Raw genomic sequence first — 24844 nt, forward strand, 5'->3', positions numbered from 1 at the left:
ACGCCCTTGATCCGCCGCCCGGGCTACGTCGGTTCGGTCTCCTCGCCCCGCACGATCCGCAGGGAGTGGCGTCGCGCGACACGCCTGGCGCCGCGCCAGCGGAACCCGAACCCGAGCCTGCTGCAGTCCTCCCCGAACGGACCGATCGTGGCCGCGTAGCCGGCGTGCAGCCCCATCACGTCGCCGATGGCCGCGAGCGGCGTCTCGTGCCGGGTCTTCCAGCCGTCGGTCGTCCAGACGAGCGTGCCCGGACGGTCGGTCAGGCATCGAAGAGCCCCTGAGGCGGGCAGCGCCTCAAGCGGCTCGTCGTGGGTCCACACCGAGAAACGACGCCGGACCGGCTCGTCGAGCTCCGGCGGCGGCTCCTCACCCAGTTCCCGGTAGACATCGCGGAGCCGCTCCCGGAAGAGCCAGTCGAAGGCCACGTCGACACCCGGGGCCAGCACGAAGTCGTCCCCGAACCACCAGAACCAGTCGCTTCCCTCCGCAACGTAGACCGACTCATACGCGCGCGGATGCGACTCCGGCGTCGCCCCCTCCTCGGCGAGCCGGGCGCGCGCCTTCCCCAGAAGCTCCCACGCCCTATTCTCCTCCGGTGAGCCGATCCAGATGTTGAGGTCGTTCCCGTGCGGAGACCCCATCTCGTCGATCCAGCTCGCGGTGAAGAGCGGCGACACCTCGTGCTGTTCCTCCTGCGGATGCGCCGGGACGCCCCTCGCCTCGTCCCCGTCGATGAAGTCGGAGAACGAGACCGCCACGAGGTCCGCGTCGTCCTGCAGTCGTCCGTAGAGCCCCCTCAGGAACGCCCGCCCGGCGTTCCTGTAGGAACCCCAGCAGTTCTCGCCGTCGAGGATGAGCGACAGAATGCGGTTGGGCCTGTCCTCGACGCGGTCGGCGAACCCCTTCCTCATCCAGCCGAGGTACTCCTCGGCCGCGTGGTCGTAGTCCGCGTACCCCTGGAGCGTGAAGCCGATGTCGTCGGAGAGACGGGTGTGCCGGAAGAAGACGCTCACGCTCTTCCCCTCCGGCCCGGCGAGGTATGGTCTCAGGAGGATGTCCGGGTCCTCGGTCTCGTAACCCCACTCCCCGGACTTCTCGAGCACGCCACGATCGGTCGCCATCCACGTGAAGCCGGCGTCGGCGACGAGTTCCACCATGTGCTCGCCGACGGAACCCTCCGACGGCCACATCCCCCTCGGGGCCCGTCCGAACCGCTCCCGGTAGGACGATACGGCGCGTTCGATCTGGGCCCGGGCGTCCTGTGGGTAGGCGAAGCGGGGCGGAAGCGATGCGCCTTCAGCGTCGATCGTCGCCCTGTCGCTGTCGACCAGGATGGGGAGGATCGGATGATAGAACGGCGTCACCGAGACGTCGATCTGCCCTGACTCCAGCAGGCGTCTGTGGATCGGGATGACGCTGCGCATGACGGAGAGCTGCCGTTCGATGAGCTCGGCGATCTCGTCTCTGGTGAACCCGTGTCCCTTCCTGACGAGATCACGCACGGAGAGCTCGCTGCCGTCCTCGAGCGTCATCGAGCCGTTGCGCATCTCCGGCGGGAACCAGGCCAGGTTGAACCACATCTGGAGGTCGGTGATGTCTCTGTCGCGGAAGGAGACGCGGTTCAGTCTGAGTTCGAGAAGCTCCGCGTAGCGGGGATGCACGCGGACCTCGTTGTCCCAGTCCGCGTCGAAGAACCTCGCGATGAGGAAGTCGCGCTCGAGCGACGTCAGCGACGGCGCCGGCTTGAGTGAGAGCTCCATCCAGCGGTCGGTCGCCCCGCGCTCCGTGTAGTCCTCGATCTGGGCGAGAAGGGACGGAACCAGGTTGACGGTCAGGTGGACGCCGGGGTACTCGGCGACGAGCGCCGCCATGGGATAGTAGTCGCGCACCGCGTGCAGCCGCACCCAGGGGAGCAGGTACGCATCGCGCGGGTCGCCACCCAGCCGCGTTCTGTAGAACGGCTGGTGCTGGTGCCAGAGGATGCCGACAGGGAGACGTCCGCGCCGGCGCTTCCGTGCAGCCATCGTACCTCCGGGATCCGGTGCGACGCCGGAGACGCTGCCCGTCAGGCGCTCCCGGGCGGTCGGTCGTCGGCGTAGATGCGGTAGTCGATTTCCGGGAAGATGTTGTCGCGCCGCTCGATCTCGCCGAGCCACGTCTCGTCGACAGCGTTCGACTCAACGGCGTCGGCGATCCGCGTGAACCTCGAGACGTGATCGCGCGTCCGCTTGTGGGCGTATTCGACCATCGTGCCGGTCTTCATGATGAAGGCCCAGTCGCTCGCCTGCGCGAGCAGCAGCTCCCGCGCGGCCTGGTTGAGCGCACGGAGCCTCAGACCCTCGGCGTTCGGATAGAGCTTCGCAAGACGGGTCATGCGCTCGGCGGCCCGGTGAAGGTGCTGGTAGATGTAGTCGTTCGCGCCGTTGAGCCAGACCTCGCTGTAGCCCTTGTGCCCCCAGCTGGAGTGATACAACCGTCCCGTCTGGAACGGCCCCTCGCTCTGGAGGTAGTCGACGGGCGTCGCAGTTCGGACGGGACCGCGAACCTGGTCGATCTTCCGGAGAAGCGACTCGATCCACATCGGTCCCTCGTACCACCAGTGCCCGAAGAGCTCAGCGTCGTATGGAGCCACGATGATGGGGCGCTTGCCGAGAACGCCCTCGAGGTACTCGACCTGGCGCTCGCGGTTGAACATGAAGTTCCCCGCGTGCTCGTCGGCGAGCAGGCGCGCCTCGTCCGGGTCGTAGAGCTCCTTGTCGTCGGTCTTCCCCGTGATCCTGTAGTACTTGAGACCCAGCATCTTCCGCCGGCCGTCCTCGCCCAGATAGGGACGGATGTAGTCGTAGTCCAGCTCGTACGCGTAGTCCTTGTAGAAGTCCCGGTACGCGGGATGCCCCGGATAACCCTCTTCGGCGCTCCAGACCTGTTTCGACGACTCGAGATCGCGTCCGAACACGGCGACCCCGGCGGGCGAGATGACCGGCGAGTACGTGCCGTACCGCGGTCTCGGCACGGCGTGGAGCAGCCCGTGACTGTCGACGAACGTGAACCGGATCCCGGCCTCGCGGAGATACTCGTCGACACCCTGGAAGTAGCCGCACTCCGGCAACCAGATCCCCCGCGGCCTCCTGCCCAGCGACTGTTCGTGATGCCTGGCGGCTATCTCGACCTGAGCACGAACCGCGGCCGGGTGCTCCTGCATGAGCGGAAGGTACCCGTGGGTCGCCCCGCAGGTCGTCAGCTCGAGACTCCCGGCATCGCGGAACGCACGGAAGGCGCGCACGAGATCGAGACCGTACTCATCGGCGAACGTCCGGCGGCACGCGAGGAAGCTCTCGTGGTACATCTCGGCCAGCCTTTTGAGAGGCGGGTCCTTCCGGCACCGGTCGACCTCACGGCCCGTGAGCTCGATCAGCCGGTCGATGTGACCGAGGTACCGCTCCTGAAGGAGCGGGTCCTGGAGCATCGAGACGAGAGGCGGACTCAGAGACAGCGTCAGATGGAAGTCGACGTCCTCGTCGGAGAGTCGCTGGAACGCCTGGATCAGCGGGACATAGGTCTCCGTGATCGCCTCGAAGAGCCAGTCCTCCTCAAGGAAGCTCCGGTACTCCGGATGGCGCACGTACGGAAGGTGCGCGTGCAGAACGAGACTCAGGTAGCCCTTTTCCATGCTTCCCTCATGGTGCGCGCTCTGTCACAGCAAGAGTGAGGTCCGGTCGGACGGCCGGACGGACCCATCAGTCCCTGAGCCCGCCTGAACCCCATCCGCCGGATCCCGAGGTGGGACCGCCGGGACCGGTGTCTCGGTAGAGTTCGTCGAGCGCCTCGACGACGACCCATTCCTCGTCGACGACATCGGACGGCCCCACCGGAGGCAGCGACACGCGGTTGGAACGGGCGATCAGGATGAACTCACCGTCGGGTGTCAGAAGCCCGATGTCGACGCAGTACTCGCGCTCGACCCGCATGACGTTGATGTACCAGTTCCGAGCCCCTCCGGCGACCTCGATGTCATGCCAGCCGTCGGCGCTCTCCGGATCGGTCCCGGTCACGTCGTAGACGCGGAGAATGAGCCTGCTGTTCTCGACTGTCTCCCGTCCGAGCCGCTCGACCAGCTCAGCCTCGAGGTCGGGTCTGAACTCCCAGTAGGAGAACAGCCAGTAGGGATCCCTGACCATCAGGGCGATGCGGTTCTGACCATAGGTGGCAGGGAACTCGAAGTCGGAATCGAGCTCCGGCGTCTCGTGGGGCGCGAGGTAGTACTTGCTCGCGCGGACGCGCTGGTCGCCTCGCTCCCTGAACGCAGCGAACGCTTTCGAGGTCCGCGGCGACAGCGAGGAGCTGCCGGACGGCTTCTTCGCGGCCGTCTTGCCGGTGCGCTTCTTCGTCCGCGACGTCCTGCCGGTCTTCTTCGGCGCGGCGCGCTTCGCGTCCGACTTTCTGACCACGCGTGACGAGGCGCCGCCGGCGCCCTTCCGCTTCGTCGCGGACGGCTTCGCCCTCGAGCCCTTCTTCGCCGCGTTCATGATGACCGCGATGAGATCGGCCTTCCTGAGCCTCGAGATGCCAGTGAGGCCCAGACGTCCGGCCATCTCGCGAAGCTCGGCCACCGTCTTCTTCGTCAGCTCGTTCTTCTTCAACGCTCTCCCTGCTCCCGTGCCGGCGCTCTTCGCCGGGAGGTGCCGCTCAGAATGGTCTTCACTGAAGCGCCTCAGTATGGTCGCGTCGGAGACGTATGTCAACACGGTCGCTGGGATTCATGGAATACTCACCGGGCGAGTCGGCGTTCAGTCGGGCTCTATCCTGCTCCCGGCGGCCGGGTAGAGCTCACCGTGGAACTCCTGGACCCACCCGTTGTCGAGCCCGAGGCTCTCGAGGGTGTCGACGGCGTCACGCCACTCCCCGCGCGTGATGCGCCGGCCGACCTCCTCGTCGCCGACCGCCTCTCCAACCGGATAGTACTGAGACATCAGGCTGACGGCGGTGTCCCGTCCGAGCCTCTCGGCGACGAAGCGCAACGCCTCGCGTGTGCCTGATAGCCCGTTCGGGATCACGAGATGGCGGACGACGAGCCCTCGCAAGGCCGTTCCCTCGTCGTCGAGCACCAGCGGACCCACCTGTTCCCGCATCTCGATCAGGGCCTCCCGCGAGACCGGGACGTAGTCGGAGACGCCCGAGAGACGCGCGTCCGGCCCCGGCACGCCGTAGCGAATGTCCGAGAGATAGACGTCCACGATCCCCTCCAGGAGCTCGAGGGTCGAGGAACACTCGTAACCCGACGTGTTCCAGACCACGGGGAGCGCGACATCCCGTCCGGCCAGCTCCACGAGCGCGCGGAGGATCCAGGGGAGATACTGCGTCGGCGAGACGAAGTTCCAGTTGTGGCACCCCGCGTCCGCCAGCTCCTCGAGCATGCGCGCCAGCTCCTCCGCGGACCGGGCCGACCCCTCTCCTCTCCTGCTCATGCGTTCGTTTTGACAGTAGACGCACGACATCGTGCAGTTGGAGAAGAAGACGGTTCCGCTCCCCCGCGTACCCGAGATCGGCGGCTCCTCACCGTGGTGCGGCATGTGCCGGTAGATCCTGAGCTCCCCGGTCGCCCCGCAGGCGCCTGCCTCATCTGACGCCCGGTCGGCCCCGCACGTCCTGGGACAGAGCCGGCACGCGCTGAGCGAAGCCTCAGCCGCCCGGGCCCGCCGCTCGAGGATGCCGGTTGAGAAGAGCTTCTGGAAGCCGGGTCTTCGGGCCATCGCAGATCCTCTTTTCCTGCCGCGCCGCGGCCCGTACGAGGCCGCCCGACGCGCTCTCGACGCCGTCGTCGGGGGCCGCCCGACGCGTTCACGAGCCCGTCGTCGGGGCCGCCCGATGCGTTCACGAGGCCGTCATCGGGACCGCTCGACGCGTTCCAGAGGCGGTCATCGCCCCTTCGAACGTCCGGCGGCCGGCAATGCGGTACGCTTCATGCACTCTGCTGAGTGGGTTCGTATGACTCTTAGCACCGCTGCCCTCAGGGAAGCAACGGTGAAGACGCCGCGCGACCGGACGGACATTCCGTGCGGGCGAAGGAGGTGGGCGCATGATGGTGAGAGCGATTGTCTTGACGGTCCTGCTGGCCGTCCTGGTCGTCCACGCCGGCGCCCGGGAGCCGCGGATCGCGCCGCTCGGAGAGGTTGAGCTGCACCGGACGGCCGCGACCACGCGTGTTCCGGGCGATCGCTGCTCCGCCGGCAGAAGCGACTACTACTGGGCTGTCGGTGACTGGTTCACCGGCAACGAAGTGTACGCCGCTCTGGCCGACCCCGACGACTGCTCAGACTGTGGGGGCGGGTGGCAGGCGGACGACGTGACGATCTTCCTCTACTGGACCACGGCGGATACATGTCGGATGTCGGCCGTCGCGACCATACGCGAGGTGGAGGAATGCGGAGAGACACTGGTCCCGGGTGACCCTATCGTGACGTCCGACCCGACCGAGGTCGGTATCACCGGCACCTGCGGTCTCTGGGCGGTCACGATCGAGCTCCCGCAGGACACGCCTATTCTGACGGACCCGTTCTTCGTCGCCGTCGAGTTCATGGATCCGTGCGGGAACCTCCCGAAGGTCGTGACCGACTCCGGTCCGTGTACTGAAGGCAGCTCGTGGAACCACTGGGGTTCCGGCTGGCAGGACATGTGCGACTTCGGCTTCCCGGGCGATCTCAGCCTCTACGCAACCCTGCAGTGCCAGGGACCGACGGCGGTCGAGCCGAGCTCCTGGACGACCATCAAGGCCATCTACCGCGAGGAGTAGCGCTGCAACGCGGCATCCCGGTCGGACGGCAGAAGATGAGCAGAACGTGAGGGCGGGCCCGTCGGCCCGCCCTCGGCTTCTCTGTACCGTTGTCATCTGTGGATCACGAACGTGATGCGCTCATCCGAGACGAAGACGACGGTGCGCTCCGCCTCCAGCAGGAACCCCCTGGCCTCGACGCGGTGCGGCTCGTCGATCTCGTGAATACCGTGCTCGAGGGCGACCTCTCGTCCTCCCACCTTCAGCGTGAAGCGCTCCGGCGCGGGCAGGATCACCTGCCGGACATCGAACGCTCCGTTCTCAACGATGACCGCGCACGGACGTCCCACCAGCTCGAGGCGGGTCGTTCCGGAAAACTCGAGACGGAGGATCCGCTCGTGGATCTGGCGGTGCCCGTCGACCTCCGTCATCGTGTTCCGCTCGTAGCTGACGCTGACGTTCGCCAGAAGGTGGGTGTTCACGCAGAAGCGGAGTGAGTCGCCGCGCGTCAGCTCGTTGAAGCGCCTCTCGCCCGGTGTCAGCGCCTCCTCCGCGAACGCCGCCCGTTCAGCCAGACGGGTCTCGTACCCGTACCGCGGTGTGACATGTGCGGGCCGCGGCGCCTCGAGCCTGAAGCGCTCCTCGAGAACGGAATACGGGTCCACGCAGTCGTCGCGCACGCGCTCCTTCCAGCCGGGGACGGTCGCGTCGAGCAACCGGCAGACGGAGGCGCCGCACGGCCCGAAGCGCAGCTCCCGGTACCAGGTGAGGTCGGCCCCCGGGTCGGTACACCACGGGCGGTCTCCGAGCCCGCGCCCAGCCTTGTCCCGACTGCGGGCCACCGCCTCCTCGAAGACGGCGCTCGTCCGCTGCTCGCTTGTGCGTTCCAGCATGCGGCCGGCCACGTAGCGCGGCAGGCCGTACCGCAACTCCAAGCGCCGCTCGTACTCGGCGAAGCGGTTGCCCATCTGAATGCGACGGAACGATCTTACGCAGACGAAGTCCCTCGCCATGGACTCAACGACCGCCGGAGCCGCGCCCGTCTCCATCGCCTCGCCCGCAGCCACGAGGATCTCGCACTCGATGTCCGACAGCACGAGGTTCTTCGCGGTGACCGGGTAGGCGATCGTGAGGTCGACCGGCTCGAGCGCCCGGGAACAGAGCTCCGTCTCATGCACGAGGAACGCCCGCTCGAACACGACCGCGGGCCCCGCGGCCTCGAGCTCACGCCGCTCAACGACGGCCGCCGTCGTTCGTCCCAGTTCGGCCGTCGGGATCGAGATGCTGTCGGGCTCGCCCCGGTAGATCGTCAGGTCCAGGTCGTCACTGTGAGACAGCCGGCGGAAGCCGACAGGCGGGCGCGGGTGATGCACGAGGATGCATGCCCTCCCGGGAGAGAGAAGGGCCAGCGGCACGTCGGAGATGTCCCAGCCCGGCCAGACCGCGTCGCTCGAGCCGGTGGCTTCGAGAGCGGGCTCGATCAGTCGGAGCGCAGCGAGGTCGGCGGGGTCCGGCGCATCGGCGGAGGAGAGGACGGGGATCGCCGGCAGCAGGATACCCAGGAGCAATGCCGCGGGTCTCGGCCAGCGTGTCATGTCGAACCACCCCCTCGGGGACGGCCATTCGAGACGCGTTCATTGTAAGATAGCTCGTCAAGCGTCGCAAGGCACGGGCAGGGTGCATTCGGGGACAACTCTTGACGAGACGACACGCCTGCGGTATAATGCATAAAGAGAACCTGCATCATCTGACACCACCGTACGGTCGTCTCCGCCCCGCCGGACCAGCGCCGGGGCTCGGGACGACCGGCGTCCACTCCCGGTTCCGCCCAGGAGGTCTCCGATGACCCGTCGTGCACCGCTCCTCGTACTCGTCGCGTTGATGCTCGCCATCACCCTCGTCCCTGCAACCGTGCTCGCGCGTGAGGACGGTGTCGTGCCCCGGATTCCGGACGGTGCTGAGAGGGAGATACTGTGGCGTGCGAAGCAGGAACTCCACGAGAGACTCCAGACCGCCCTCTGGCTGCCCCCTGATGCGGTCCACGCCTCGCAGGAGGACTACGACGTTCTCTTCTACGACATCGACATCGCGATCGACCCGGGTCCCGAGACCGTCGCCGGCGATGTCCTGATGCGGGCGGAGAGCACGGTCGACGGTCTTTCGAGCGTGGCTCTCAACTTCTTGGACAACATGACTGTCGATTCGGTTACAGGAAACGCAGCGCCCCTCTCCTACTCACACACGAACGACGTCATCACGGTGACACTCGACCAGTCGTTCGACACCGGCGAGGTCTTCGAGCTCGTGGTCTCATACCACGGGGCGCCGATCGACAACGCGCTCGACTTCTCCACGCACTGGGGCGAGCCGATCATCTCGAGCCTGTCCGAGCCGATCGGCTCCCGGGAGTGGTGGCCGTGCAAGGACCGCCCGGACGACAAGGCCGACTCGGCCCGCATCGCGCTGACCGTTCCGGACGACCTCGTCGCCGTCTCGCAGGGACTGCTCGTCTCGGAGATCGACAACGGCGACGGAACGAAGACCTACGAGTGGTTCGAGGGGTACCCGATCACGACCTACCTCGTCTCCGTTGCGATCACCAACTACTCGAAGTTCACGGACTACTACCACCCCGCCGTCGGCGACTCGATGCCGATCGACAACTACGTCTATCCGGAGGACCTCTCGGACGCCCTCATCGATCTCGATATCACGGCCGACGCCATCGGGTTCCTGGCATCGATCTACGGGGAGTACCCGTTTATCGAGGAGAAGTACGGCCACGCGGAGTTCCCGTGGTACGGCGCCATGGAGCACCAGACGGCGACGAGCTACGGCGCCATCCTCATCCGCGGCGACCACTACTACGACTGGATCCTCGTCCACGAGCTTGCGCACCAGTGGTGGGGAGACTGGGTGACCTGCGCGACGTGGGACGACATCTGGCTGAACGAGGGGTTCGCCAGCTACTCCGAGGCGCTCTGGTTCGAGCACCTCGGCGGCGTGTCGTCGTACAGGAGCTACGTCGCCTCGTACGACAGCGACGGGTCGTTCGGCGGACCGGTCTACGACCCGTGGAGCACGTTCAGCAAGACCGTCTACGACAAGGGCGCCCTCGTCCTTCACATGCTCAGACGCGTGCTCGAGGTCGACGAGGGCCCGATGAGCCACTACCCGCTCGACGGTCTGCTCGACGTGCTGGCGGTCTACGGCGCCGACAAGGCCTACGACTCGGCGACGACGCCCGAGTTCCAGGCGGCGGCCGAGAGCGTCTACGGGAGCAGCCTCGACTGGTTCTTCCAGCCGTGGGTCTACGGTGAGAACCGTCCCGAGTACGAGTACTCGTGGGTCGCCTCGAACGCCGGAGACCACTGGGACGTCATGGTGCACATCGAGCAGGTCCAGACCGACGCGGGGCTCTTCACGATGCCGATCGACCTGCTGATCGAGACGACCGGTCCCGACGAGCTCGTCACCGTCTGGAACGACCAGTGGAACCAGGACTTCTTCTTCGAGGTCACCTGGTCGCCGATCGGCGTCGACCTCGACCCGTACAACTGGATACTCAAGGACGCCGCGCAGGTGGTCACGGGCGTCGCGGACGCTCCGAACGCGGCGACGCTCTCGCTCGCGGCGACGCCCGCCGTCGGGTCGGCCCGGATGGCTCTTCAGCTGCCGGAGCCCGGACGCGCGACCGTCACTGTCTACGATGCCAGCGGCCGCCGGGTCGCCACCCCGCTCGACCGGGACCTCCCGGCGGGCCCGACCGAGGTGACCTGGAACGGGAACACGGCCGACGGACGCCGGGTCTCGTCGGGCGTCTACTTCTTCAGGCTCGACACGCCCGGCGGAAGCGACCTCGCCCGCGTGTCGTTCATACGCTAGCGGCCGACGCCGGTCGGGCCGCTCCGAGACACGAAGAGGGCCGTCTCCCGGACGGGAGGCGGCCCTCTCGCACGTCAGCATCCAGCTCTTCAGGAGAGCAGTGCGTTCTCCGCTCTCTCGACGGCCTTGGCGGGCTCTCTGAGGGCGTCCGTGGAGGACGCGCCTCGCGCGGCAGAGAGCCCGCCCTCAGCCTCTCGGGGGGAGTCCGAATCGCTGTCTGCCTCCGATGTCCCGATGCCTGAAGCCAGCTTGATGATCACCATGGTCAGGTCGTCCGACTGAGGAGCGCCCTCGGTGAAGTCCCGCAGGCTCGAATAGACCCGCTCCTCGATCTCCCTCGCGGACAACGAACGGTTGATGTCGAGCAGCTCCATCAGCCGCTCCTCGCCGAACATCTCGTCGGCTGGGTTCGTCGCCTCCGTGATGCCGTCGGTGTAGAGGACGACCTCGTCGCCGGGTCCCAGGCGGCACCGTCCCTCGTCGTACGTCGTACCCGGCATCGCGCCGACCACGAGCCCACCCTCGGTCAGGTGCTCGCGGTCGCCGCCGGCGCGCATGACGCAGGGCGGATTGTGTCCTGCGTTGACGTAGAGGCACTCGCCGGTGCCGCTGTCGAGCACCCCGTAGAAGAAGGTGATGAAGACGCTCTCCTTCGTGTAGCCGTGCACGATGCGGTTGACGCGCCGGATAAGGTCCGACGGTCTCGCCCCGCTGTCGGCCAGCGCCCTGACCGCCGCCTGGACGTTCGCCATGAGCAGTGCGGCCGGCGTTCCCTTCCCCGAGACATCGCCGATCGTGAAGGCCAGCCTGCCGTCGCCGAGATCGATGATGTCGTAGCAGTCGCCGCCCACGTGTCGGGCCGGGACGGAGAAGCCGTAGATGTCGAGTCCTGCCAGGTTCGGGAACGTCTTCGGCAGAAGCTCCATCTGGATGTCCCGCGCGACATTCATCTCGTGCTCGAGGCGTCCCCTGGCCGAGGCCTCCTCTTCGATACGCCCGCGCATCTGCTCGTACGTATAGACGACGAAGCCCACCGCGAGCGCGAGCACGCCGTTGACCGTCACCGCCATGAGCGCCAGCCGCATCTGATAGAAGACGACGAGCGGGTTGACGAGAATGGCGACGCCGCTTCCGAAGACGCCCGCGGCGACCAGGGTGAGGACGCCCATCGGCAGCCGCACGTACCCGGGGAACCCGGAGTACTTCGGAAACACGTATCGCACCGTCAGTACGGCGGCGAAGCCGACGACATTGGCGAAGACGATGCTCATAGGGATGAGGGCGTGTGCCGACGAGGAGCCGTCGGCGAAGAGCTTGATCGCCCCGCCGATGGCCAGTCCCGCCAGGCTGTTGAAGAGCGCCCAGAGGAACACCGTGCGTGCCTTGAGCCGCCTCGGCCTGGTCGATCCGGCTCGTCTGTCCTGCCTCGTCGACATCGTCACGCGTCCTTCCCAAAGCCGTTGCGTCATGCCTCGTCCGTCAGCGGGTCTAGTCGTTCCCGCCGCTGCCGGTCTGCGGGGCCGGCGGCGCCGGGGGAGCCGGGAAGCTGCTCGGGAGCCCCTCGTCGACCTCACCCGCGTCGTCCTCGAACGCCATGTCGAGCTTCGTGCCGCGGCGCTGCAGCAGCGCGCCGAGCCCGAAGAAGACGATGATGAACATGGCCAGCGTGCCGACGACCGGTATCGCGGCGATGATATAGAGGATGGCGAGGCCGAGGATCATCGACGGTATCGGCGAGGTGTCGGGGCGGTCAGCCCGTCTGAGGATGAGATCGCCGAGCCAGATGGCCACGTAGAACTTGGCGATGTAGATCGCGATCCAGAAGCCGAGAGTGATGATCCAGGACAATGGGATCGTGATGATCAGTATCAGTGCGATGAAGGCGACGATCGGCGCCAGGATGAAGGCCACGAACCCGATGCCGAGGCTCTGCATCGGCCTGGTCCGGATCGTGTTCGCCGTTCGCCTCGCGTGCTTCTTCGTGAAGGCGACGAGGATCGAGCCGACGATGACGGCCCCGAGGAAGAGGAAAACCTGGATGACCACGCCGACGACGCCTGGAATGTCGAAGTCGACATCGGCCGTCACCTCGTCCTTCTCCTCGGGCGCGTCGAACGAGATCGTCCCGGACACGATCCCGCGCTGGAACTCGATCTCGACGGGGCTCGTGTAGTGCAGGTTCCCCCCGATCGAGGCCTCGTCTCCCAGCGTGATCCCGCCGTCGGTCATGATCTCGGCGTTGCCGTCGATCGTCCCGTTCATCGAGACGGTTCCGCCGACGAGCCTGGCGTCGCCTCCGATCGTCCCGTCCATCGAGGCCGTGCCGCAGGCGATGAGCGCGTCACCCTCGATGACGGCGCCGTCGCCGATGAAGACGTTGGCGGCCATGACGAGGGCCTCGCCGCGGACCGTGCCGTTGATGTAGAGGTTCTGCGCGAAGATCCTGACGTCGTCCTCGATGACGCCGTCGATCGTCAGGATCTGTGCGAAGACGTTGACGTCCTCGGTCACGGTTCCGGTGATGTTACCGTTCTGGACCCAGCAGATCAGGTCCCCGTCGAGCGTGCCGTCGATCGACATGCTCTGCGCGAAGAGGTAGAGGTCCTTGACCTCCGTCTCTCCGTAAGGGACGATGTACTCGTCCTCCTGCAGGAACTGCAGACTGCCGGCGCTTCGCTCGGCCGCATTGCCGATGGCCCCCACGACGGCGTCGCCGACCGCGCCCCTCGCCGCGATCGACACCGCATCGGTGAGCGGCGACCGGACGGCCCGCTCCCCCGCCGAGGGCAGCGGAACGATGGCCGCACCGGCGGGCGCGACGCTCGACAGCACGAGCACCAGGGCCGCCAGGACGGCGGCGACCAGCGGAAGGACACGACCCCGGGCGACGGCGGCGACAGCCGCTGCCGGCCTCTTCTCTCTCTCCAGTGTGCTCAACATGATGCATCACCTCCCGGTTTGTTTCACAGTGCCATTCTAGAGCCTGTCTCCCTGTGGCGGCAAAGAACGGCCTGTGGAACGGTGTTTCCGGAGGGTGAAGTGCACAGACGGGGGGTCGAATCGCACGTTGCGGGAAACGGCCGCGGGCCGGCTTCGGGCAGTGTGGACGGCGGACCGCACGACGGGCGACGCCGAACGCATGCCGCGGCGTCCCGAGAGGCGGTCGCAGGGACGTTGTGGACTACCACGGCAGGAACTCGCGGAGCTCTCTGGCTCGGCCACGCGACAGCACGAGCTCCGACCGCTCCTTGTCGTCCACGACGACCTTGTACTTCCCGCTGAACCAGGGGATGATCTCGACCACGTGATCGAGGTTGACGATCGTCGAACGGTGGATCCTGAAGAACCGCGCGGGGTCCAGTCTCTTCTCGAGGTCTGTCAGCGTCGTGTTCATCATGTAGCGCTCGTCCCGCGTGTGCACGAAGACGAGCTCGTTCTCGACCTCGGCCCATACGACGTCGGCGGAGTCGAGCAGCACGATCCTCTTTCCGCGAAGCACCGGCAGCCGGTCCGGGCCCTGGGAGCGCACGAGCCCGGAGAGCCGTTCGAGCTCGTCCGCTCTCTGCGTCTCGCTCGCCAGCAGCCCGCGGACGCGGTCGACCGCCTCCTCGAGCCGCTCCCGCTCGATCGGCTTCAGGATATAGTCGACCGAGTTGATCTCGAAGGCCTGGATGGCATACTCGTTGTACGCCGTCGCGAAGACGACGAGCGGCATCTCGTCGAGCTCCTTGAGCATCTGGAACCCGTCCATCCCCGGCATCTGAATGTCGAGTATCACCACATCGGGCCGGTGCTCCTCGATCATTGTCAGCGCCTGCACGCCGTTGGCCGCCTCCGCGACGACCTCCACGTCGTCGATCGCCTCGAGGAACCGCCGCACGCGGGTCCTCGCCAGCGGCTCGTCGTCCACGACGAGCGCTCTCACCGTCGGTCGTCCGTTCGCGTCACGCACCTGTTCTCCCTCGGTCGCCGGTCGCCGTCTCGAGCGGCACGACGATCACGACGCGCGTGCCGCCGTCAGCGGAACGGCCGATCGAGACCCAGCGCCGCTCACCGTACCTGTTGCGAAGCCGGTCGCGTACGTTTCTCAGTCCGTATCCCCGTTCGAAGAGTTCGTCGCCGGCCTTCCCCTCCCACCCGGCACCGTCGTCCTCGACCGTCACGTGCAGCTCGCCCGCGCGGACACGGGCCGAGATCGAGACGCGGCCGCCCTCGATGAGCGGCGAGATGCCGTGGCGAACGGCATTCTCGACGACCGGCTGGACGACGAGCGGAGGAATGGGGACGTCGTACGCCTCGTCGGCGACGTCCTCGTCGACCTCGAGGCGTTCGCCGAACCGGGCGCGCTCGATATCGAGGTAGGCGTTGACGAGTTCGAGCTCTTTCTTCAACGGGATCGTCTCCTTCTCCGACGCCAGCAGCGAGCCGCGGAAGATGCCCGCCAGCCGCTCGACCGTGCGCTCGGCGGCCGGAGGGTCGATGGGAATGAGCGCAGAGATCGAGTTGAGTGCGTTGAAGAGGAAATGGGGGTTGATCTGGGCCTTCAGCGCCTTGAGCTCCGAGCGGGCCGCCAGCTCCCTCAGGCGCTCCGCCCGAACCCGGATCTCGGCCGCCGCCCGGTAGCTCTCTTCGAGCTGGTCGCGCATGCGCTCGTAGGCATAGATGATGAGCCCGACGATCGCGGCTATGACGCTGCAGACGACGACCAGGAGCAGCAGCAGTCTGCCCTGGTAGAAGATGCTCAGGGGATAGAAGAGGACAACGAGCAGCGTACCGAACGCGCCCCCGGCCAGCAGCGTGACGACGGCTAGCGGTACGCCCACGATCTTCGGAAGCTCGCTGTACCGCGGCAGCAGGAAGCGCGCCGAGAAGACCGTCGCGAACCCGATCGTGTTCGCCAGAAGCACGCTCGTCCCGATGAGGCGGGCGGTCGAGCCCGGTTCCTCGGAGAAGAACGCGATAGCCGCCCCGACCACGACGCCGGCCGCCGTGTTCGCGGCGACCCAGACTGCGAGCCCCTGCGCCGAGGCGCGCGTCTGCTTCCGCTTGTGTTCACGACCATCGCTCGGTCTCATATCAGTCCAGGTCTGTTCGCTCACGAACGTGTCAGCGCCCCTCGCGGATCGACCCGAGGATCGCATGCTCCATGTCGTGCGAGCGCCACGCTTCGCAGCCGAAGCCGTTAACGAGAACGGAGAAGAGCACCTCCTCGCCACCCAGCGTCTCCATCAACCCCGAGATACCGGTCACGCCGTCGAGAAGCCCCGTCTTCGCCCTGACAGCGCGCTTCAGATGGGGATACCCCATCCGGTCGGAGAGCGTGCCGTCGGTGCCGCTCACACTGAGGGACCCGCCGAACTCGTACGAGGTTTCGAACGTCGACAGGGCACGTCGCATCACGGCGACGAGGACCCTCGGGGACAGCCGGTTACCCCTGGAGAACCCGGACCCGTCAAGGACGCGGAACGCCGTCCCGCCGTTCTCATCGCCGTGCCCGGCGACCTCGCTCAGGTACTCGGAGATCTCCATCGCGCCGGCCTCCGTCGTCGCCGGGACGTGCCCCCGCTCCGCGGCGATCGCCAGAACGAGCTGCTCGGCGATGAAGTTGTTGCTGTACTTGCCGAGGTCCCTCACCAGCAGAGAGACCGGCTTCGACTCGTGGACGGCGATTCCGACGGCCTCGTCCGGCGTCGCCCCGCGCCGTATCGTACCTTCGAATGCCACGCCCGCCCGGTCGAGCTCCGCGACGAGCGCCGAGCCGAACCACCCCGTCGGGTCATCGAGGCTCCTGTAGTACGTTCGGCCGCCGGTCCCCAGCGGCACGCGCCCCTCGACGACGATGACGTTCCCGCCGTCTCCGCTGCGCCGGCGGACGGTAACGGTCGAGCGCGATCTCGAGGAGATCGTCGTCGCCCGGTTCCTGACCTCCACGAACCCCGTTCGTGGCGAGAGCCGCACGACGGCCGTGTCACCGGAGGACGCACCCGGGCTCACGCGCACGGCGACCGCGTTGAAGTTGAACGAGAGGGCTCCGACGCGCGCGTGATAGGCCCGGTCACCGTCGACTGCGTCCGGGTCGACCGGACCGGCGACGGCGAACAGCGTGTCGTCGAGGACGATGTCGCCGGCTATGCGCTCGAGCCCCCGCAGGCGAAGCGACTCGGCGAGTCGGACCATCTCCTCGAAGACCAGCGATGGGTCGCCGTGTCCGGTCACGTAGAGGTCGCCGAGCACTCCGTCCATGACGGGCGTTCCGGCCGACAACACGGTCTCGTAGACGTACTGCGGGCCCAGGATGTCGAGCGCAGCGGCGGCCGTCACGATCTTCATGTTCGAGGCGGGGATGAAGAGCTCGTCCGCGTTCCGCTCATAGAGGACCTCTCCGGAGTGAAGTCCCTCGACCAGCACGCCGACCCGCGCCCCGGACAGCTCCGGCCGGGACAGCAGCGACTCGATGACCCAATCGATGCGCTCCAGGGCCCGACGCCCCGGCCCGGCGGCGGACGAGGAGTCGGCCGGTGCCGGCTCGGCGGCCGTTGCCGGCTGAGCGAGGGCGGCCGACACGAGCGCCGCGACGAGGGCGAGGGCCGCGAGCGCCCTCCCTCTTCGGACCGGTTCCTGTCGTCTCCGCGGCCTCATGTCTCGCACACCTCCACATCACCGGACCCCTCAAGGTGCTCCCGCACACGGTCCCTGAAGGCATCCATGTCGATCCTCATGCCCGGGCATTCCTTCCTCTGAACGCTCCGGCCGTCCTCGACGACGAACCCGGTGCCCTCGAGCTCGCGGTGTGCCAGCACGCGATCGGGCGACAGTCCGAACCGCGAGACGAGATGGGCGCACACGGCTGCCGCGACCTCCAGCTGGCGCGCCGGCGGGGCCTCGTCGGCACCCTCGTACGCCAGACAGACACCGATGGAGCGGTCGTTCCAGGGGCCAACGTGCCATGCCCGGACGTCGTCCGGCAGACAGCGGTACGCGCGTCCGTCCGCCTCGATGAAGTACGCATAGGCGATCGTGGGACATCCCTCGTCCGAGATGTGGTTCGGCTGCGTGTGGTATGTCGCCGTGTCACGGACGTCCCATCCCGGCATCGCCGTGCAGTGGAGCACGACCGTGTCGATCCCCTCCGGGTCGCGACGCTCGGGTTCCCTGGAGACCGGGAGCTTCGACGCGATGTCGCTGATGCGCACCGTCGGACGCTCACCATCCCACGTCTCGATGATCGTGACAAGCTCACCAAGGCAGTCCGCGACACGGTCGGCGGCCTCAAGCTCCGCCCTGCTGCCGAACCCCCACGTGCAGCCCACCGACGCGGTTCCGCATCGTTGTGCGGCATCGACGTCCGACGCCCTGTCACCCACCATGACCGAGCGTTCCGGGTCCGTATCGAGTTCCTCGAGGATGCGCCGGATGAGGTGTGCCTTGTCGGTCGTGTTCTCGCAGCCTGCGCAGCGGATGGCCGAGAAGTAACGACGAAGGTCGAAGATGTCCAGGATGTGGTCCATGTAGTCGGCCCCGGCATTCGTCGCGACCGCCAGTTCGTATCCCTTCTTCTCCAGGCCCTCGAGTGCGTCCCGCGCGCCGTCGTAGAGCGAGCCGAGCCCCCGCGAGATCAGCGCGTTCTCCCACTTCCAGATGAGCTCATCCAGCTCGTCGTAGAGGCTCTCGTCGAGATCCGGAAGGACGACGCGGGCGAACTCGTCCCGCGTCCGACCGACGCCGCCGAGGACCGTCGCCTCGTCTGGTACGGAGAGATCCAACCCATGCCGTTCGTTCAGCTCGTTGACGGCCCGCTCCACCGCGCCGAGCGTCGTCCGTGTCGACGAGTAGAGCGTTCCGTCCAGATCGAGAATCACCAGATCGAAGCGTCTCACACGGTCTCCCGTCAGTCGCACATCAGTCCGCAGTCGCGCCCCTGCCCCGGTCGCCGCCTCTGCCGCTCGACCAGAGCCTCTACCTCACGTCGGCTCGATGGTCCGAAACGGGCTCCGAGTCCCTCGCAGTTGAGCGCCGCGGCCGCGTTCGCGAAGTCGACCGTCCGCTCGACCGACCATCCCTCGAGCAGACCGGCGATGAACGCGCCATGGTACACGTCGCCGGCGCCCGTCGTATCGACGACCTCAACATCGAAGGACGGTGAGCCGTAGACCGAGCCGTCCGCCGTCATGACGATCGAGCCAAGGCGTCCTAGCGTCACGCCGACCACCCGCGGGCCCATCGCCCGCAGCAGATCGAAAGACCGGTCGAGGTTCGTCTCGCCCGTCAGGCGCTCCGGGAAGTCGCGCGACGCCAGCAGGACGTCGACCCTCTCGACAAGCTCGCGCGTCCCCCTCTTCACGGACTCCGCGTCCATCACGACGAGCGTTCCCCGCTCCCGCGCGAGTTCGGCCGCCCGGGCGGCGGCCTCTGCGTCGTGACCGTCGACCAGGAGCACGCGTCCCGCGCTCACAGCGTCGGCGGCGACTTCATCCGGAAGGGTAGCTACATCGTCGGGCCGATGCCAGAGGATCGTCCTCTCTCCCCGCCCCGTATCCACGATGATCATGGCGAGCTGGTTCGTGACGCCTCCGACGGTCACGACATCGGCGACGTCGACCCCCTCGGACCTGATGCTCTCGAGCGAGAAGCGACCGATCTCGTCGCCGCCGACCTTCCCGATGTACTTGGTGTGATACCCGAGGCGGCTCAGAACGACCATCGCGCTCGCAGCCTGTCCTCCCGGCGACCGCGCGAACCGGTCGACGCGGGGTTTCGTATCGGGCTCCGGAAAGGCACCGACCACACACAGGTGATCGACGGCGTTCAGGCCGAGGCCCACAGCGTCGAACGCGCGCTCTTCAGGCATCTCGAGTCCGAAGATCACGTGTAACTCAGACCTCCCGGTGCATCCAGCTGCCGCGTCGGAACCAGAGGTAGGTCAGAAGCACCTCAATCACTGCAGCGACGAGCATCGTCCACCACACCATCGTCTCGGACCCGCCGATCACGTGGATGACGACCAGGATGAGCGGGATCTGAACCGCCCACTGCACGATGGCCGTCACGATGGTCGGGGGCCACGTGTGACCGGAACCCCAGAAAGCGGAGGAGAGGACGATGTGCATGCCGATGAGAATCTGCGACACGGCGAAGATGCGGACGAGGAGAACGCCCGATTCGATGACGCCGGCGTCGTTCGTGAAGACGCCGAGGATCTGTCGTGCGAACGCGATTTCGACGGCCGCGAGGATGCCCGTCAGACCGAGCACGAGAAGGGTCGACTTGACGACCGCATCGCGCGCCCTCTCCTTCTTCTGCGCTCCGAGGTTCTGTCCGACGATGGCGCTCGAGCCCAGATTGAGCCCGACGGCGAACAGGATGCCGAGCTGCAGGATCCTTCCGCTGATTCCGTAGGCCGCGACGACGACCGTCCCGAAGGTCGCGACGAGCGCCGTGACGTACCAGTGGCCGGTGCTTCTCAGAATGCCGTTCAGGCCCGCGGGAATCCCGATCTTCAGGATCTGCAGCATCACACGGAAGCGGGGCCGGAAGCGCCCCCACATCGGCACCCGGATGTTGGCCCAGCCGGTCGCCAGCACCACGACACCGACGAGAACGGCGATCGTGGCGGAGAGAACGGTCGCCAGCGCCGCGCCGGCGATCCCCATGTCCAGCCCGAAGATGAAGACAGGGTCGAGGCCGACGTTCAGGGCGGTCGACAGGAGCATGATGTACATGGCCTTCGGCGCGTCTCCGACGCCGCGGAGCGCGGTGTAGATCGTGTACGAGGAGAACATGAACGGAAGGCCGAGGAAGTAGATCCTGCCGTAAACGACCGCCTGCGACCGCGCCGCCTCGTCCGCGTTCATGATGCCGAGGATCGACTCGAGTGCCAGGAGACCGATCGCCGCCATGATGACGGCGATGGCCGCCTTCAGGAAGAGGGTCTGACGGATGACGTCGCGCGTGGCCTCGTACTCACGCTCGCCGAAGCGCCTCGATATGAGCGCCACCGAACCCGTCCCGACGATCTGGTTCGCCGAACCGAGCACCCAGGCGATGGCGGCGAAGAGCGTGATGGCGGCGACGGGAGCAGTTCCCAGCCTGCCGACCCAGTAGATATCGGTCAGGCTGTAGATCGTCATCGCGCCGAAGCCGATCATCGAGGGAATGCCCATGTACAGGACGTTCCGCAGGGTGTTCCCCTCGGTGATGTCGACCTGGGGCCGCTCGGGCGGCTCTGATCGATTCGTCTGCCGGTCCGACATGAACGCTCCGGTGCGTACACGAGAGACAGGGGCCGCTCAGGGCCCCTGTCGGCTCTGGTCCTCGCGAGGCGGTCAGAGAGCACATTCAGCATACCCCCGCCGCAGCCCCGACTCAAGAGCCGCCGCGGGGTGTCGCGGGTTCACGCACCGTCGCCCGGAAGAACGTCGGGCTGCGTTCCCGGCGCCGACCGGCCGAGGAGAACGCCGGCCGCCGCTCGTTCCGAGGCGGGCGCGGTGTCCCAGACACAGATCACGGGGCAGTCGGCATCGAGCTCGGAGAGAACGAACGGTGGGCAACACAGGACGAGGACGGCGTTTCGGGCCACCCTCAGCAGGCTTCTGACGCCCCCCACGACCGCGTCCGGAGGCAGATGGCCACCCCGCCACGCCGCCGGCTCATCGTAGAGGGCGACCAGTGTGAGCTCGGCACTTCGCGCCGCCTCGCAGGCCTTGTCCATCATCTCTCCCCGCTCGTCGAGCCGCAGAATCCCGTGCCCGCGCACGGCACGCGGGAGCGCCGTGAGAAGCTCGGGAGCGTCCGGCAGCCGGCGCCGCTCCCCCGCGATGACGACGGCCACATCGGCGGCGCTCCCGATGTCCGGCCCGACCGAACCGCGCAGCACGGTCGCTCCCGCTCCGGCGATCCTGTCAGCGAGTTCCGAGCCGTCGACCGGCGGCGGCGTCACCGAGCGGACACGACGAACGAGCGCCTCGATGCGCTCGACGGAACGCTCGGCCTGCGACGCCGTTCCCGGATCCTCCTCGATCTCCCCCGCGACGCTCTCGACCGTCTCGCGCGCGTCGGCCGGCGCGAGAAGTACGTCGCTTCCCGCCGCGAGCGCCCGCCGCGCGGCCTCGGCCCCGTTCGCCGTGACGCCGCCCATGACGAGCGCGTCGGTGACGACCAGCCCGTCGAAGCCGAACTCACGTCTGAGCAGACCGGTGACGACGGTCCGGGAGAAGCCGGCCGGGCCGCCGGAGGCGTCGAGCGCCGGATAGGCGACGTGGGCCGTCATGACCGCGTCGACGCCGGCCTCGATGGCGCCCCGGAAGGGGACGAGGTCGCGCCCGCGAAGCCGCTCCTCCGGTGCGTCGACCGTCGGCAGCTCGATGTGGGAATCCGTGCGCGTCCTCCCGTGCCCCGGGAAGTGCTTCGCGGTCGCCGCGGCTCCTCCGGCGTGACAGCCTCGGATGAACGCCTGAACAAAGCGGCGCACGGCATGCGGGTCGCCGCCGAACGAGCGGTTGGAGACAATGGGGTTGTCCGGACGGTCCGCGAGGTCGGCGACCGGCGCGAACACCAGATCGATGCCGACATCCCGTGCCTCGGACCCCGTCACTCGCCCCGCCTCGAAGGCGAGAGAGGTGTCCCCGGACGCCGCGATCGCCATCGGGCACGGGAGGAGCGTCCCCCCTTTCACCTGCCAGCCGAGTCCGCGTTCCAGGTCGGACGCGACGAGAAGCGGCCCGTGCGACGCCGCGCGGACTTCTGCGATGAGCTCTCCGACGGTCTCCCGACGCCCGCCGAAGATGATGAGTCCCCCGACGCCGAGGTCACGGACCAGCCGGAGCACCTCCCGCCGCGATCCTTCGATCTCGTCCTCGCCGCACCGCGCGCCGACCATGACGAGTCTGGCCGCCAGCCGCTCCGACGTCATGCAACCTCCCTCTCGTTCGACCGCGCGCGCGGGCGTTCAGAGCAGGGTTCGGACTTCTCGAGAACCATCTGACGCCCCCCGCGCACCCAGGTCAGAGCCCGGGCGCCAGCTTCCCGAGCACGACCGGCCGCCGGGCCCCGGTCGCGCCGGGGACGTTCCCCGGCCGCCCGTAGAGCGTCTCGTGCGCCAGCACGGCGAACCCGACGGCCTCCTTGGCGTCGGGGTCGTGTCCGAGGTCTTCGAGACTGCGCACTGTGAGACCGCCGCAGCTCTCGTCGAGCGCCTTCATGATGGCCCGGTTCCTCACGCCGCCGCCGCTCACGATGAGCTCCGACGCCGGGGGGTCGGACGGAAGCATCTCGAGACCCCGTGCGATCGACAGACCGACGACCAGGGCCGCTGTGGCGAGCAGGTCGCTGAGCGCTTCACGACCGAGTGATCCGATGTCGCGGGTTCCCGTCGCGAGCTCCGAGAGCCGCCGGGCTGCGTCGACGCCGAAGAGCTCCTTCCCCGTCGACTTCGGCGGCGGCGCCGTGAAGTAGTCGTACGTCGCGAGGAACGCCTCGCCCGCGCTTCCATCCGGTGCTCCCTCGAGGGCGAGCTGTCCGTTCTCGTCACGGTCCAGCCGTCCGTGCGTCGCCTCCCTGACGATCGCGTCGGAGAGCGTGTTGCCGGGGCCGGTATCGAAAGCGGCAATGTCCTCGAGCGCCGGGACGACCATCGTCACATTGGCGATGCCCCCGATGTTCAGGAGGAGACGGGCCTCGTTCGGACGCCGGTAGAGCAGCCAGTCGACGAGTGGAATGAGCGGCGCGCCCGACCCGCCGGCGGCGACGTCCGCCCGGCGGAAGTCCCCGATGGTGGGAATGCCCGTCCGCTCGGCGATGACGTTGAGATCGCCGATCTGGAAGGTCGTGCCGGTTCGTCCCGGACCCGGCGGTTCGTGGTAGATCGTCTGTCCGTGCGAGCCGATGCATGAGACGTCGTCCGGCGAGCATGAGAGCTCCGAGAGAAGCGCCCCTGCCGCGGCCGCGAACGCCTCACCGACCGCGAGGTCGAGATGTGCCGCACGGGACGCCGGGGCGCTCTCGGCGCCCTCGAGCGCCGCCGCCAGCTCGGCCTCGTACGGGATGCAGCGGTAGCCGACCAGCTCGACCGACAGGTCCGGTCGGTCTCCCCGAACCCGCACGAGAGCTGCATCGACGCCGTCGCGTGACGTGCCTGAGGAGAGCCCGACGACCGACCGCTCGGTCGATCCGGTCGCCCGCTGGAGTCTCTCGACCAGTGCCCCGGGGCCTTTCGTCACGACGTTCGCTCCTCCAGGAAGGTCCGGACCTCCCCGTCGCGCGACGCCGCCCAGCACATGGCCTCCGTCGTGAAGCCGTACGCCGCGGCGCCGTTCGCCTCGAGCCCGATAATGCCGATCCGCGCCTCCCGCGACCGCGCGATCTCGACCGCCGTCTGGATGCCCTCCCTGGCGCCGTTGGCCTCGATGGCCTCGACGGCGACCTTGCCGAGCGCGTCCCGGATGATCGGCTCGCCGTGGCCGGTCAGCGACACGCCTCCGGCCCTGTTCGCATACGTCCCGGCGCCGATGATGGCGCTGTCGCCGACGCGGCCGGGCAAATGCATCATCATCCCCCCTGTCGAGGTCGCCGCCGCCACACGCGTCTCGTCGTCGACGACAACGGCGCCAACCGTGCCGAGCCCGAGCCGCTCCTCGACGTCCCGCAGTCTCGGCATGTGCCGCAGGACCTTCCCCGCCTTGTACTGCGCGCGGTATTTCGCGTGGAGCTTCCTCCGGCGCTCGGTCACCAGGTCACCCGAAGGCAGCTCCATCGCGGCGGCGAAGGCGTCGGCGCCGGGGCCGGCGAGCATGACGTGGTCGAGCTCATCCATGACGAGCCGCGCCGCCCGGATCGGGTTCCGGGCCGCGCGAAGACACGCGACGGCGCCGCACTCCCCCTCGCCGGTCATGATGGACGCGTCCATCTCCACCTCGCCGTCCCAGTTGAGCGACGAGCCGTAGCCGGCGTTGAACACGGGCTCGTTCTCCATGCTGATGACGGCCGCCTCCACGGCGTCGACGGCCGCGCCGCCGTCTGAGAGGCAGGCGGTCGCCGCGGCAATGGCCTCGAGGAGCCCCTTCTCGTAGTCCTCTCCGGGATCGAAGGCTCCGGCTCCTCCGTGCACGATGATCGAGCTCAAGAGCTCTCCTTCTCCTCCCACTCGAGCGCTCTGCGGACCGATCCCCCGGCCCGCTCGAGCCTCCGGTCCGCGGC

The 24844-nt window shown here is 67.8% G+C and carries 18 protein-coding genes; 2 read left to right on the forward strand and 16 right to left on the reverse strand.

The annotated features are described in order from the left end of the window. Positions 1–23: 23 nt before the first annotated feature. From GF405_09830 to GF405_09845, 4 genes are all read right to left on the reverse strand, one after another. Positions 24–2024, reverse strand: a complete 2001-nt coding sequence (locus GF405_09830) for a hypothetical protein (GenBank protein ID MBD3368452.1) — start codon at positions 2022–2024, stop codon at positions 24–26. Positions 2025–2065: 41 nt separating this feature from the next. Further along, positions 2066–3670: a DUF1957 domain-containing protein gene (locus GF405_09835; GenBank protein MBD3368453.1), complete on the reverse strand. Its 1605-nt coding sequence runs from the start codon at positions 3668–3670 to the stop codon at positions 2066–2068. 67 nt (positions 3671–3737) lie between these two features. Then, the gene (locus tag GF405_09840; protein MBD3368454.1) at positions 3738–4640 is read right to left on the reverse strand and encodes a DUF4912 domain-containing protein; all 903 of its coding nucleotides are present in this window, start codon (positions 4638–4640) and stop codon (positions 3738–3740) included. 147 nt (positions 4641–4787) lie between these two features. Continuing rightward, the gene (locus GF405_09845; protein MBD3368455.1) at positions 4788–5750 is read right to left on the reverse strand and encodes a radical SAM protein; all 963 of its coding nucleotides are present in this window, start codon (positions 5748–5750) and stop codon (positions 4788–4790) included. Positions 5751–6076: 326 nt separating this feature from the next. Between GF405_09845 and GF405_09850 the strand changes: the two genes are divergently transcribed. Further along, positions 6077–6790: a hypothetical protein gene (locus GF405_09850; protein MBD3368456.1), complete on the forward strand. Its 714-nt coding sequence runs from the start codon at positions 6077–6079 to the stop codon at positions 6788–6790. A 92-nt stretch (positions 6791–6882) separates the two neighbouring features. Here GF405_09850 and GF405_09855 read toward each other — a convergent pair whose 3' ends face one another. Next, the gene (locus GF405_09855; protein ID MBD3368457.1) at positions 6883–8364 is read right to left on the reverse strand and encodes a hypothetical protein; all 1482 of its coding nucleotides are present in this window, start codon (positions 8362–8364) and stop codon (positions 6883–6885) included. Positions 8365–8611: 247 nt separating this feature from the next. Here GF405_09855 and GF405_09860 point away from each other — a divergent pair, with 247 nt between their 5' ends. Beyond that, positions 8612–10654 carry a hypothetical protein gene (locus GF405_09860; protein MBD3368458.1) on the forward strand — a complete coding sequence of 681 codons (2043 nt, stop codon included), beginning with the start codon at positions 8612–8614 and terminating at the stop codon, positions 10652–10654. Between the two features lie 89 nt (positions 10655–10743). On the opposite strand, the gene GF405_09865 is transcribed toward GF405_09860, so the two are convergent. From GF405_09865 to GF405_09915, 11 genes are all read right to left on the reverse strand, one after another. Next, the gene (locus GF405_09865; GenBank protein MBD3368459.1) at positions 10744–12123 is read right to left on the reverse strand and encodes a SpoIIE family protein phosphatase; all 1380 of its coding nucleotides are present in this window, start codon (positions 12121–12123) and stop codon (positions 10744–10746) included. Between the two features lie 19 nt (positions 12124–12142). Then, positions 12143–13594 carry a hypothetical protein gene (locus GF405_09870; GenBank protein ID MBD3368460.1) on the reverse strand — a complete coding sequence of 484 codons (1452 nt, stop codon included), beginning with the start codon at positions 13592–13594 and terminating at the stop codon, positions 12143–12145. 241 nt (positions 13595–13835) lie between these two features. After that, positions 13836–14606, reverse strand: coding sequence for a response regulator (locus tag GF405_09875; protein ID MBD3368461.1), 771 nt, complete (start codon positions 14604–14606; stop codon positions 13836–13838). Beyond that, positions 14599–15795, reverse strand: coding sequence for a hypothetical protein (locus GF405_09880; GenBank protein ID MBD3368462.1), 1197 nt, complete (start codon positions 15793–15795; stop codon positions 14599–14601). The genes GF405_09875 and GF405_09880 overlap by 8 nt, the downstream gene beginning before the upstream one ends. After that, positions 15761–17293: a D-alanyl-D-alanine carboxypeptidase/D-alanyl-D-alanine-endopeptidase gene (gene dacB / locus GF405_09885; GenBank protein MBD3368463.1), complete on the reverse strand. Its 1533-nt coding sequence runs from the start codon at positions 17291–17293 to the stop codon at positions 15761–15763. Before dacB ends, GF405_09880 begins: the two co-directional genes overlap by 35 nt. After that, complete coding sequence (locus GF405_09890; GenBank protein ID MBD3368464.1) at positions 17290–18531, reverse strand: HAD hydrolase-like protein; 1242 nt, start codon at positions 18529–18531, stop codon at positions 17290–17292. Before GF405_09890 ends, dacB begins: the two co-directional genes overlap by 4 nt. Before the next feature lie 11 nt (positions 18532–18542). Continuing rightward, complete coding sequence (locus GF405_09895; protein MBD3368465.1) at positions 18543–19520, reverse strand: ribokinase; 978 nt, start codon at positions 19518–19520, stop codon at positions 18543–18545. A gap of 7 nt (positions 19521–19527) precedes the next feature. Further along, positions 19528–20904, reverse strand: a complete 1377-nt coding sequence (locus GF405_09900; protein MBD3368466.1) for an MATE family efflux transporter — start codon at positions 20902–20904, stop codon at positions 19528–19530. 140 nt (positions 20905–21044) lie between these two features. Next, positions 21045–22562: a hypothetical protein gene (locus GF405_09905; GenBank protein ID MBD3368467.1), complete on the reverse strand. Its 1518-nt coding sequence runs from the start codon at positions 22560–22562 to the stop codon at positions 21045–21047. Between the two features lie 91 nt (positions 22563–22653). After that, positions 22654–23925: an anhydro-N-acetylmuramic acid kinase gene (locus GF405_09910; protein ID MBD3368468.1), complete on the reverse strand. Its 1272-nt coding sequence runs from the start codon at positions 23923–23925 to the stop codon at positions 22654–22656. Beyond that, on the reverse strand, positions 23865–24844 hold a 980-nt coding region (locus GF405_09915), incomplete at its 5' end, for a hypothetical protein (GenBank protein MBD3368469.1). The genes GF405_09915 and GF405_09910, both read right to left, overlap by 61 nt.

The organism is Candidatus Effluviviaceae Genus V sp., assembly GCA_014728125.1.
GTDB lineage: Bacteria > Joyebacterota > Joyebacteria > Joyebacterales > Joyebacteraceae > WJMD01.